At 69.7% G+C, this 11,870-nt stretch carries 8 protein-coding genes; 4 read left to right on the plus strand and 4 right to left on the minus strand.

Going from position 1 to position 11,870, the window contains the following annotated elements:
* Nucleotides 1-39 precede the first annotated feature (39 nt).
* Nucleotides 40-1,146: a hypothetical protein gene (locus tag LLH23_20695; GenBank protein ID MCE5240889.1), complete on the minus strand. Its 1,107-nt coding sequence runs from the start codon at nt 1,144-1,146 to the stop codon at nt 40-42.
* Between the two features lie 75 nt (nt 1,147-1,221).
* Complete coding sequence (locus LLH23_20700; GenBank protein ID MCE5240890.1) at nt 1,222-1,563, minus strand: cupin domain-containing protein; 342 nt, start codon at nt 1,561-1,563, stop codon at nt 1,222-1,224.
* 123 nt (nt 1,564-1,686) lie between these two features.
* Between LLH23_20700 and LLH23_20705 the strand changes: the two genes are divergently transcribed.
* Complete coding sequence (locus tag LLH23_20705) at nt 1,687-2,391, plus strand: 2-oxo acid dehydrogenase subunit E2 (GenBank protein MCE5240891.1); 705 nt, start codon at nt 1,687-1,689, stop codon at nt 2,389-2,391.
* A gap of 12 nt (nt 2,392-2,403) precedes the next feature.
* On the opposite strand, the gene LLH23_20710 is transcribed toward LLH23_20705, so the two are convergent.
* The gene (locus tag LLH23_20710) at nt 2,404-5,124 is read right to left on the minus strand and encodes an NEW3 domain-containing protein (protein MCE5240892.1); all 2,721 of its coding nucleotides are present in this window, start codon (nt 5,122-5,124) and stop codon (nt 2,404-2,406) included.
* Between the two features lie 148 nt (nt 5,125-5,272).
* Nucleotides 5,273-6,691, minus strand: a complete 1,419-nt coding sequence (locus LLH23_20715; protein MCE5240893.1) for a hypothetical protein — start codon at nt 6,689-6,691, stop codon at nt 5,273-5,275.
* 215 nt (nt 6,692-6,906) lie between these two features.
* Between LLH23_20715 and LLH23_20720 the strand changes: the two genes are divergently transcribed.
* The 3 genes from LLH23_20720 to LLH23_20730 all read left to right on the plus strand — a co-directional run bounded on the left by LLH23_20720 (nt 6,907) and on the right by LLH23_20730 (nt 11,621).
* Nucleotides 6,907-9,612 carry a heparinase II/III-family protein gene (locus tag LLH23_20720; GenBank protein ID MCE5240894.1) on the plus strand — a complete coding sequence of 902 codons (2,706 nt, stop codon included), beginning with the start codon at nt 6,907-6,909 and terminating at the stop codon, nt 9,610-9,612.
* 84 nt (nt 9,613-9,696) lie between these two features.
* The gene (locus LLH23_20725; GenBank protein ID MCE5240895.1) at nt 9,697-11,076 is read left to right on the plus strand and encodes a glycosyltransferase family 39 protein; all 1,380 of its coding nucleotides are present in this window, start codon (nt 9,697-9,699) and stop codon (nt 11,074-11,076) included.
* A gap of 92 nt (nt 11,077-11,168) precedes the next feature.
* The gene (locus LLH23_20730) at nt 11,169-11,621 is read left to right on the plus strand and encodes a CBS domain-containing protein (protein MCE5240896.1); all 453 of its coding nucleotides are present in this window, start codon (nt 11,169-11,171) and stop codon (nt 11,619-11,621) included.
* Nucleotides 11,622-11,870 lie beyond the last annotated feature (249 nt).

The raw sequence follows: 11,870 nt of genomic DNA on the forward strand, positions 1-11,870 counted from the left end.
ACGCGGCACCCACGGCCCGTGTCCGCGCCTCTGCAAACCTCAGCAGTACCGCCCCTCCGCCGCCACCAGCTCCACAATCGCCTTCAGGTTCTCCACCCGCGCATCCCGCGGCAGTTCGTCCGACGTGCTCATGATGTAGCCCCCGCCGGCTTGTGCTGCGTTCAGGCAGCGCCGTGCCTCTGCCCGCGCCTCCGCGACCGACCCGTGCGCCAGCACCACCGGGCTCAGGTTGCCGATGATGCAGGTGTCCGCCCCGAAGCTCCGCTTGATCTCCGCCAGGTCGCAGTCGCCCAACACGTCGAAGTGCTGGATGCCGTGCGGTCGGCAGGCTACGAGGTCGGGCACGACCGCACGGATGCGGCCGGTCTGGAAGAAGACGATGTACTTGCCCGGCGCAGTCAGCTCCACAGCGCGCCGGGCGCGCGGGATCACGAACCGCCGCACCAGCGCCGGCGACAGCAAGCTCAGCGACGCCCAGCACACGTCGTACACCAGGCACTCGATGCGCGAGGCGTTGAAGGAGCGGATCAGCGCCTCGGAGGTGGGGTCCACTGCCCGCATGATCTCTTCCATGAAGTCAGGCGCCTCGACGAGGTCCATGATGTAGTCGGTGTCGCGGCGCAGGTGGGCCAGGTGGTACACCGTATCCCCCATCCAGCCGCCGACGAGGCCGTCGTCGCCGATGACGTCATAGGCCGCCAGGCTCTCGCCGATGCTCGGCTCCGCCGTCCGCCCCATCTCGGCGATGTAGTCGGCGTATATCTCCCAGTCGCTGCGCTGCTTGATGAGGTACTCCTGGTGCTTGGAGACGAGGGGATCATGGGGCATGTAGCCGACGAGGTCGGCGGCGTGGAGGCTGCCCTGCGGCGTGGTGATCCGGCGGTGGCTCAGGAACGCGCCGCCGGGCGCGGGCTCTTGCCAGGTCTCCTGCCCGTAACCGGCCCGGGGGCTGCTGCTCAGGCCCGGCCCGATGCCCTGGACGTTGAAGATCGAGGAACCGAGCATCCGGTGAGCGTCGCAGATGGCGCGCCAGCCGGTCTGGTCACTGACAGTCTGGGCGAAGCGCCCCTCCATCTCCCAGGTGACCGGAACCTGGTCCGGCACACGGCGCTCCAGGGCGGCGACGAGTCGTTCCTTGTGGGTCATACCGTTTGCCTTCCTCCCCTCTCCGCGCGCTCGCGGTGCGAGAGCAGGGGAGAGGGGCCGGGGGTGAGGAGCCGTTCAGCCTGCGACAAACTCATCCTCGGCGTCGAACGCCGGGCAGGTGACCACGATCGTCTCGAAGTCCCCCCAGCCCCGGTGCTTCACCCCCGGCGGGATGTGCACCGCCGTGCCCGGGGTCAGCTCGTGCTGCTCCCCGTCCAGCTCGATGACGCCATGGCCGCTGAGGATGTAGTAGATCTCCGCCGTGCGCCGGTGGAAGTGCAGGTCGCCGCTGACAATGTGGGTGACGTGCAGGCCCACGTGGGGCGACTGGTCGCGGGTGATGATGCGGTGGCTCTCGCCACAGGGGCACTGGACCGGCGCGACCTGGCTGATGTGACGCACGAGGGGCTTGGACATGCGGAAGGAGTTCCACTCGCGCCCGGCGCCTCCTTCCAGGCCGGCCGGCTTCGCCGCCCCTTGGGAGGGAACGGCCGGCCAGCCGGGGAACATGACTTCACTACTCTTTGACGAGGCTGAACCATGTCTGCACGACGCACTCGACCCGACGAACAGGAATTCGAACTCGTACCCCATACCCGCACGCGCCAGGCCATCGGCGACCGCACCCGGCAGAGCGCCAACGAGCAGCCGCAGTTCCGCGTGCACAAGCTCGTGGACGCCGCGGCGCTGATGGCAGCCCGCAGCGCCCTGAAGGCCCAGGGGGCCCAGCCGCTGCCCACCTTCAACGACTTCCTGATCAAGCTGGTGGCGGACATTCTGCCGAACCACCGGCGCTTCAACGCCTGGTGGTCGCCCGAGGGCCTCAAGCTGCTCAAGGATGTCAACGTCGCCTTCGCCACGGCGACCGATCAGGGGGTGTTGCTCCCGACGGTGCTGAAGGCCAGCGAGAAGAGCCTGGGAGAGATCGCGGCGGAGACGGCGGAGATGGTGGCGATGGCGCGGGCGGGGAAGCTGCGGGCCAGCTTGCAGATGGGTGCGGGCTTCACCATCTCCAACATCGGCCCGGTCGGCATAGATGCCTTCGACGCGATCATCAGCCCGCCACAGACGGCCATCCTCGCCATCGGCTCGATCATGCCGCGGCCGGTGGTCGAGGGCGACCAGGTGGTCGTACGGCCGACCATGTGGCTGAGTCTGACGATGGACCACCGCTCGCTGGACGGGGCCGACGGCGGCCCGTTCCTCAACGACCTGGCGGCCGCGATCGGCAACTGCAGCGCCTAGACGGGCCGTCGCCTACTGTTGTCGGCTCATGAAGAGCGGCGTGCCGTCCACGACGCCAGTGACCAGCAGTGTCAGCCGCCCGCCCTCCGGCGGGCGGCTCAGCGTTACCGGTAGGCGCACCGCCTCACCGGGGCCCAGGTTCACGGCGAACTTCCCGGGCGCGGCGCTCCAGCCCGGTGGCAGCTTCAGCTTCACGCTGCCCTCCTTCAGAGGCTGCGCCCCACGGTTGGCCACCACCAGTTGCGCCTTCGCCGGGCCGGAGCGGGGCGCCCCCGCAGGCACCTCAACGGCCGCTGCGACTCCGCTGGTGGCGCGGCAGAAGTCGGCGAGCGCCGTCAGCGCGCGTTCCTGCAGCGTGCGATCATGGCCGAGCATGCGGCGCACGCGCAGCACCATGGCGAGCTGACTGATGACCCCGAAGTCCCGACAACCGGACGCCGCGAGACTACGGAAGCGATCGGCCGCTCGCGTCAAGGCCGCATCCTGCCCCGCGACCTCGATCTCCGTCAGCCACAGACGTTGCCTCAGCTCCGGGTAGACAAGACGCAGCCGCTGGTACTCGCCCTCGTCCTTGATGGCAATGGGAGCGGGCAGCTCGCCCGCGCGGCCGACCGCCGGCAGCGTGGCCAGCTTATGCCATGTCCCCTCGCGGTCCACACCCTCCACGACGGCCTCGGGGGCGGCGCAGCCCTCGCCGGCGCCGGTGTGCATCCGCAGCCATTGCAGACGGTGGGGGGCGTTGAGGTCCAGACTGAGCGTGAGCGGTTCGCCGGGAGCGAAGAGCAGCCCCTGGTCGGTCGTCCAGCCGTCGCACAGGATGGTTGCGGCCCGGACGCCCGCCGGGCTGCCGCCAGCCAGCACTTCCCCCGGGCGGCTGGGCTGCACCGACACCTCCTCTGACGTGAGCGGCGTCGCCTGCTGCAGGGCCTCGGCAGCATCGAGCAGGGCCCGCTGGCAATAGCGCTCCGTCGGCAGGACCAGGAGCGCCGTCGCCTCGCCCGGCGCCAGCCGCACCGGGACCGCCAGGCACTTGCCGGAGACGGTCGCCGCCACCGGCGCGTCGGCGACCAGGTCCATGGCCTGGACGAAAGAGGGCGCTGCCGGCAGCCCGAGCGCCGGGTCCAGCGCGACCGTCGTCGCTAGCGGCTCCTGGCCGACATTGCGGACGGCCAGGCAGAGGTTGCTGTCCGCCAGGCGGCCGTAACGCTCCACGAGCAGTTCGGGGGCTGGCGCGCGCGCCAGCGTCAGCGGCTCCCAGCCTGCTGCGGACAGCCGCTCGATCACGGGGACGAACTGCAGGTACAGGTTGCGCTGCTGCGGGGCGTCCGGCTGCAGGTGGGGATAGATGGCGTAGGGGAGGCCGCGATAGAGCATCTCGCGCAGCGGGGCCTCGCCGCGGGTGTCCTGCCCCGGCGCGCTCCAGAAGCGCAGCAGGCGGCGCCCGGCCGCCGCCCGGAACAGGGCCTCGCCACCGGACGGCGTGGCCAGGCTCACCAGCCCGAGGTCAAAGCTCGGCCACTGGGCGCAGAAGCCCGGCCCGTCGGCCGCGAAGCGCCGGGCGACCAGCAAGTGGCGCTGCTCGGCCAGGGGAGCGATCAGCTTCGTCTGTCTCCGCCAGGGGCCGTCCACGCTGCACACCTGTCGCGTGGTGTGCAGGTATGACAACGGCGCCTCGCTGGCCGCGATGGCCTCGGGCGCTGCGGACAGCGCCTCCGAGCCGGGGTCATCGGCTACGGTCAGGCACCAGCGATACGGCTCGCGGCGCGGCTCCCTGGCCTCGAAGTCGTCCAGCGCCTGCGCCAGGCCCTGCGCGTCGGCGTCGCGCGAGACCTCCATGGCATGCCCGAAGGAGCCCCCGAAGTCGCCGAGCGCCGGCACGTCGTACAGAGCCACCGGGGTGCGGCGACCGTCGCAGGCTTCGCCTGGAAGGCAGCCGACGTAGCCCTCATGGGGAGCGCGGCGGGCGAAGTCCTCGGGGAACAGCCGGGCATACCTGTCCGCCGCGCTGCGCATCCCCCACAGCCCATCATGCGCGTAGAGCAGGAACGAGAACCAGGCCTGGCCGGGAAGCTTCTTCACGCGCGGCGACAGGCCCAGGTGGAAGCGGATCGCGAGGCGCCGCCGGGCGTGATCGTACTCGACCGCGAACACGCGCGGGCCCTGCGACAGCGGCACCCCCAGCGAAAGCCCGGCTGCGCCCTTGCTGAGCGCGCAGAAGGGCCAGGGCTGCACATACCCCGGCCCGGCGTCGCACGGGCGGACGCTGCGGTAGCAGATGGCCTCGGTGATGCGGCGGCCGCCCAGGAGATCGTCGCCCCACGTCCAGCCGCCGGCCTCGAGCGGAATCTCGAAGCCAGCCTCGACGGGTCGGTCGCGGCCGGTGTGGTCGGTGAGCTTGGCCGAGAACGAGAGGTACTCGCCGGCCCCGGCGTAGGAGGTCTCGAAGGTCAGCCCGAGGTCGTCGAAGCGCTGCTTCTGGATGAACATGCCGCTGTCGGGGAGTATCGGGCAGCGCAGCGGGTGTCGGCCCTCATCCGGCCCCGCAGCCCCCACCTCCGCCACATAGAAGCCCCCGCCGGAAGTGACCGGCACGGGGCGGCCCAGCAGGCTTAGCCCCGCGACCTGCCCGTCATCGGCCAGTTCGAGGGCGAGACCGTCCGAGGTGCGCAGCGTGGCGGCACACAGGGCGCCGGGCAGGCACAGAATGAGGGGGAGGACGATGAGATGGCGCATCAGGCAGGACCACACCACTTAGACAACCCGGCGGCGTGAACGGCTCCCCCGGACTGACCGGCCGGGCCGCGTGTCCGTCCGTCGGCGCAGCGCATGAACCCGGGAAAAGGAAAGGCCCGCCACCGATGGTGGCGGGCCTGGATGCTGCTCAGGGAGCTGGCGGAGCCCCTGCCGGACCGCCAGGAGGTCCGCCGGGGGGTGCGCCGCCGGGCGGCCCACCTTCGGGTCCGCCGGGCATCGGGCCCGGCCCGCCGGGTGCGCCACCAGGAGCGCCGCCGGCCGGCGCCGCCCCACCGCCACCACCGCGCTCCCGCTCGACTGTCTGGCGGATGAACTTCTTGAGGTCTATCCCGGCCTGGATACTGTCGAGGTCTTCCCACTTCTCAATGATCTGCCCCTGGGCAATGGCCAGGCCCAGCAGCAGCGGGGAGATGAAGCGGGCTTCGGCAGTGTGGATCCGGCGGATCTCACCCCGGTCCAGGTTGAACGAGAACTCGTACACCCAACCCTTGGTGCCGGAGACCTTCCAGGGCCGACCGTTGAGGCCGACGCCCTCAGGCCAGATGCGTAGCTTGTAGCGCGGGCTGAAGAAGATGGTGTCGGGGTAGATCATCTTGGCCAGGATGTCGCCGTTCAGGTTTGCTGGCCGCACGTCGCCGGTGATGATCTTGCCGGCCCTGTCCTTGAGCACGCAGGCCACCATGCTGGTGCTCCACAGCATGCTCCAGATCTCCGCGGCGCCCTCGGGGAGATTGACGGTCCGCGGGTGGTAGAAGCCGCCCTTGCGGGTGAAGATGCGGAATGGTGCGCTGGAGTTGGTGATGCTGTTGCCCGTGGCGCGCGCTTCGCCGAGGCAGTCGAACTTCTTGAGCCGCCGCCAGACCTTCTCGCCGTAGTACGACTGCGCAGACGGCTTCACGCGCATGACGACCGGCACGGTCACCGGGACCGCGTTGGCGTCGCCCGTCGCCGACAGGTTCATGTTCAGCTTGGGGTACCCGATCTCGAAGCGGAAGCTGTCCTGCCCATCGAGGTAGGCCTGCACGAAGGCCACCGCGGAGTGGTACATGTAGGCATCCACGCGACCCATGTACCGGTCCATGCCCGCGCCGATGCGGCCGGGCCCGAGCTTCTCGGCGGTGACATCTTCCGCCTTGACGTACAGGCGGTGCAGTTGGTACCACTCGTTCTTGGTCAGCTTCTCCGGCGTGCCGTCCTGCTTGACCAGGAACGGCTGGGGGATGTCGGCCCGCGGCTGCCCGGTCTGCGCCAGGAAGTCCGCGTAGGTCATCGTGAGCTCTTCAGGGGCGGGGTAGGTCTTCCACTCGAAGGTGCCGCCACCGCCACCACCGGCGCCCGGGGCCCCGGGCATGCCCGGACCGCCCTCCGGACCGCCAGGAGGGCCGCCAGGAGGCGCACCGGGCCCACCCGGCCCTCCGGGTGGCCCGCCGGGCCCGCCGGGGGGAGCCCCTTCCTGCGCGAACGGCACCGCCTGCAGCACCACCAGCGAGACGATCGCCATGGCTGCAACGAGGAGTACGATGAACTGCACGCGTCGGTTGCGCATCGGCAAACCACCTGCGCCCCTCACAGTATTTCCGCACCAAGCGCCCGCTTGAGTATAGTCGCCGGTCTTGGCGCAAGTCAAGAATGAGGTACGGCGCCGGAGGCCTGCAGGTAGGCCACCCGCGCCAGACGAACCTGCCTGCCACCATGTGGACCAGACACCGCATCGCGACTTTGATCCTTATCATGGCCGTCGCCCTGTGGGGGTGCAGCGCCATGGCAGCCGGACAGGCCGTCGGTCTGAAGCATCCTGTGCTCGACCACAAGCTGAGCGCCTCGCAGGTCGGGGCCCTGACGGGCGCCGTGGCTCCGCTCATGGCCATGACCGAGGAGCAAGCCGTGGCCTTCGTGCCGCCCCACGGCTACGCCCAGTACGTGGAATGCCCCAAGTGCTACGGGGGCGTTGAGGGCAACGGTGTGCTCACCTGGAGCTTCGACCGGCCCAACGAACTGCAGTGCCGGTTCTGCAAGACCGTCGTGTACCCCAACCCGGACTACCCCGAAACCCGCACCCTCACCGGCCAGAACATGCTGGGCGAGACCGTCAGCTACCCTTACTACTTTGATGAGGCACACCAGGCGCCGCACTTCTTCAGCACCCACCTGTGGCTGTACAAGCGCGCCTGGCTCATCGCGCGGACGACCGAGGCGGCCAAGCTCGTCGCGCTCACCGGCAAGCCCGAGTACGCGCGGCGGGTCGCGGTGGTCCTGGATGCCTTCGCCCAGGCCTATGCCCACTACCCGGTCCTCCAGAACGGCCCGCGGCGGCTGGCCTTCCGCGAGCAGAAGCTGCACTGGCCGTGGGACTCGGGGCGCTGGAACTTCTTTCACAATGAGATCCCAGTCGAGGTCCTGCCCGCCTACGACCTCGTCTATGACAGCCCGGTCCTGGATGAGCTGTCCCGGCAGCGGGGCTACGACGTGCGCGAGAAGATCGAGCGCGACTTCATCAAGGCCGCCGCCGAGTGCGCCATCGCCCGGAAGGACGCCGTGAGCAACGTGTCGGGCTACGACATCCGCTCCGCGGCGCTGGCCGGGCGCATCATCAACGACCCGCCGCTGGTGCACTGGGCATATGCCCAGATGATCCAGCACGTGACCGAGGGCTTCTTCCGCGACGGGGTGTGGAAGGAGGGCACCCCGTCGTACCACGCCATGACCATCGGCGGGCTGAAGTACTCCTTCGACGCCGTGCGCGGCTACTCGGACCCGCCGGGCTACAAGGACCCGGCCGACGGCACGCGGCTGGACAACGTGCAGCCGGAGGGCGATCTGGCCCTGTGGAGCCGCTGCCAGACCGCCCCTGAGCTGGTGTGCCTGCCCACCGGCTGCTCCAGCACGATCCATGACACTCACCCGCACGAGCGGCGCAGCGCTCCGCGCGACAGCAGCGTCTCGACCCTCCTGCCGGGGTTGGGGCAAGCCTCGCTCGGACGCGGGCGGCAGGGCAACCAGATGCTCGCCCAACTGCACTTCTCCGGCGGCTACGGCCACCAGCATGGCGACAACCTGAACCTGATGCTGTGGGCCAAGGAACGCGAGATGCTCCCCGACATCGGCTACACGTGGACCCAGATGCGCTACTGGGCCACCAGCAGCCTGGGGCACAACCTCGTGGTCGTGAACCGCCAGGACCAGAGCACGGGGCCGCAGGGCAACCTGCAGCTCTACCTGCCCGGCGACGTGCATGACCCGGTGTCGCCACAGATCGCCGCCGTCGAGGCCTCCGCCGAACCGGCCTATGCCGGCATCAAGGGCCTCGACCTGTACCGGCGGCTGCTGGTGATGGTGCCGGTCTCGGCGGATGACGCCTATGTCGTGGACATCTTCCGCGTGCGTGGCGGCGCCATGCACGACTGGACCCTCGAGGGCGACGCCGACCGCGACACAGTGGCCGACTGCACCGTGCCGCTGGCGGGCAACCGCAGGTGGCTGCTGGAGGAGGGGGAGGCGTGGCAGGAGCCGACACTGGAGGGCTCCCGGCACAATGCCTACGGCATGGTGCGCGACGTGCAGGAGGGCGCGAGCGAGGGGAGCTTCGAGGTCCGCTTCACCGAGGCCGAGGGCGGGCCACGGGGCCTGCGGAGCTGGATCAGGGCCGGCGGGGCCTGCCAGGTGCTGCTGGGCCGCAGCCCCTCGGTGCGCCGCATGGGCCAGGGTACGTCCGGGGACATGCGCAAGGCCTATGACTTCTGGATGCCCAAGCTGATCGTGCGCCGCAGCGGCCCGGACCCGCTGCTGAGCGCCTTCGCCGCGGTCCACGAGCCGTATGCCGGCGCCGGCTTCATCAAGCGCGTCAAGCGCCTGGCCGTGACACCCGATGACGGGCTGGCCGTGGCGCTGCAGATCGAGCACGCCTCCGGCACCGACACGATTATCAGCGCGCCGCCAGGGGCGACCCGCGAATACGCCACCGAGACAGGCGTACGCCTGACGGGGCGGCTGGGGGTCGTCCGGCAGGCGCAGGGCAGGATTGCCGGCGCGTGGCTCATTGACGGGGCCAACCTGGCCGGACCGAACTGGGAGATCACCGCCCGCGATGCCGCCTACGACGGCGAGATCAGCGCGACCGTGCCGGCCGGTGAGGGCGGCCAAGACATGGCCTTCGCCACCAGCGCCGTGCTGCCCGAGGGCAGCGTCCTGGCCGGGCGGTGGCTCATCGCCACCTATGCGGGTAATACTACTGAGGGCTATGAGGTCAAGTCGGTCAGGCGCGAGGCGGGCCGCACTCTCATTCTCCTGGCCGACGACCCGGCGGTGCGCATCGCCGACGGGAAGGCCGAGGAGACGTGCTTCCCACACCGCAAGTTCGCCGGGCCAGTGCGCTTCCACATCGCCGGTGTCGCTGCCCTGGCCGCGCAGAGCAACGGCCCGCTGCAGGCGCAGGTGACCTCACCCACGGAGTTCAAGCTCCCACAGTAGCAGCGCAATTCATTGCGCTCACTGGGCGCGATGAATCGCGCCGCTACAGTGCGTATTGTGTATATGGACACATCAGACTGCGACATGAATGGGTCAGTGACTGAAGAGGCTGGAACGGGCCGGAGCGAGCGGGCACCGCGTGTGCTGCTGGCGCTGGTGCTGGCGGCGTACCTGGCGCTGGCCGTGCGCCTGCTGGTGCTGCTGCCCCTGTGGGGCGCGGTGCAGGATGAGCCCATCCACTTCGGCTACGCCAAGGTCCTGGCGGTCAGCGGCAAGCTGCCGGTGATCTCGATGGAGCAGCCCCGCGATGTCTGGGAAGCCTACAGCCTCCCCAGCGCCGGCGACACGGCGCACCATCCGCCGGGCTACTACTTCGTCGTCTCCCTGGTGCTGCGGCTCTTCGCGCATGCCTCGCTGACGGCGCAGAACTACGCCGCGCGCGGCACCTCGACCCTCCTGGGCCTGGTGGCGCTGCTGTTCATCCACGGGGCGCTGCGACGGCTCCTGCCGGGCCGGCCGGGCCTGACGGTCGCCGCCCTCGCGGTCATCGCGCTGTTCCCGCATTGGCTGATGGTCTGTGCCATCATCCACCCGGAGGCGTTCGGGGCAGCAGTCGGCTCGGCGATGCTCTGGGCCCTGGCGCTGGTCCGCGAGCAGCCATCGCGGTGGCAGCGCGTGGCCCTCGTCGGCCTCCTCGCCGGGCTGCTGGCTCTGGGCAAGATGACGATGCTGCCGTTCTGCCTGGCGGCGGCAGTGACCGTGCTCGTGCTGCAGAGTCGTCACGGGCTGCCATGGCGCACGCGTGTGGCGCACCTGGCGCTACTGGGCGGGGTGGCGGCGCTCGTGTGCGGCTGGTGGTTCGTGCGCAACGTGCTCCTGTACGGGCAGCTCATGCCCAGCTCTGACCTGATCCTGGGCACGACGATGCACACGCGGCTCTTCCTGCGTGACGGCTCGCAGGACATGGTCGCCTTCCTGCTCATCCCGCAGGGGCAGGCCCGTTACCAGTTGGCGATTGCCGGCGCCTTCCGGTACTTCTGGTGCCCCGGCGACTGGCTGCCCCCGGCGGTGCGTCCGGTGATGTACAGCCTGGGCGGGCTGATCTGGCTGACCGTGCCGGTCGGCCTGTGGGTGGGGCTGCGCCGCCGACAGGCGGACCTGACCGCGCTGTGGCGGCCGTTCGTGCTGCCCTTCCTGGGGGCGCTGGCGTTGCTGTACTTCATGTACTTGCGCTGGACGGTGCTCGTGGCCATCCAGGCCCATGCGGAACTGGGCCGGTGGCTGATGCCGCAGATGGGCAGCCTGGCGCTGATGTGGACACTGGCGGCGCAGGGGCTCGCGGGGCGACGGGTGACCGCGGTGCTCGCAGTGCTCGCCGGCTTCCTGCTCGTGTGGGATGTGCTCGCCATGTTCCACATCGCCACGGTGCTGATCCCGCTGCACAGCGCCCCGGCGGCGCCCTGAGGCCGGGCAGGAATCGCCGTAACGAGGAGCGAATTCCTCGCACTATGGGCCGCGCGCCGGCCCGTCAACCGCCGCGACCAGGAGGGGCAGTCATGGACTTGCTGGCCAGGGACATCATGAACGAGACCGTGATCGCCTGTGTGCCGGAGACGAAGCTGGAGGACGCCGTCCGCACCCTCGCCGAGCATGACATCAGCGGGATGCCCGTGATCAATGCCGCCGGTCGGGTGGTCGGGATCGTGACCGAGGCGGACCTGCTGCTGGCCGACCACCTCAAGCCGCCACTGATGAAGACCGCCCTGTTCGGGGTCTATGTGCTGCGGGAGAGTGTGATGGAGCGCATGGCCGAGGCGCGAGGGCTGCGCGTGGACGACGTCATGACGCGGCATGTCATCACCTGCGGCCCGGACACGCCGGTAGATGATGTCGCGCGCATCCTGCACGACAGGAAGATCAACCGGGTGCCGATCGTGGACGAGGCGGGGAAGCTGATCGGGATCCTGTCGCGGGCCGACATCATCGAGGCGATGGCGCACCCGAGATAGGGCGTCGTGGGGCGGTGAGAGAGGAGGCTGGGAGAGATGTGGAGGGCCAGGAAGACAATCTGCCACTTTCGTCCCGGAAATCGCCGTGGGTGTCTTGACAGGCTACTTGGGTTGTGCGATACTCCACGCGGCCGGACCACCGGACAACCTGTCGGAAAGCTCTCAGCGCGGGCCATACTGTCCCGCGCTAAATATTGGGCCGAGCTTGTGACTTTTTTCACAATGTAGCGGCCCGACCTTCCCGCGAAC

Source organism: bacterium, assembly GCA_021372615.1.
Lineage (GTDB): Bacteria > Armatimonadota > Zipacnadia > Zipacnadales > UBA11051 > JAJFUB01.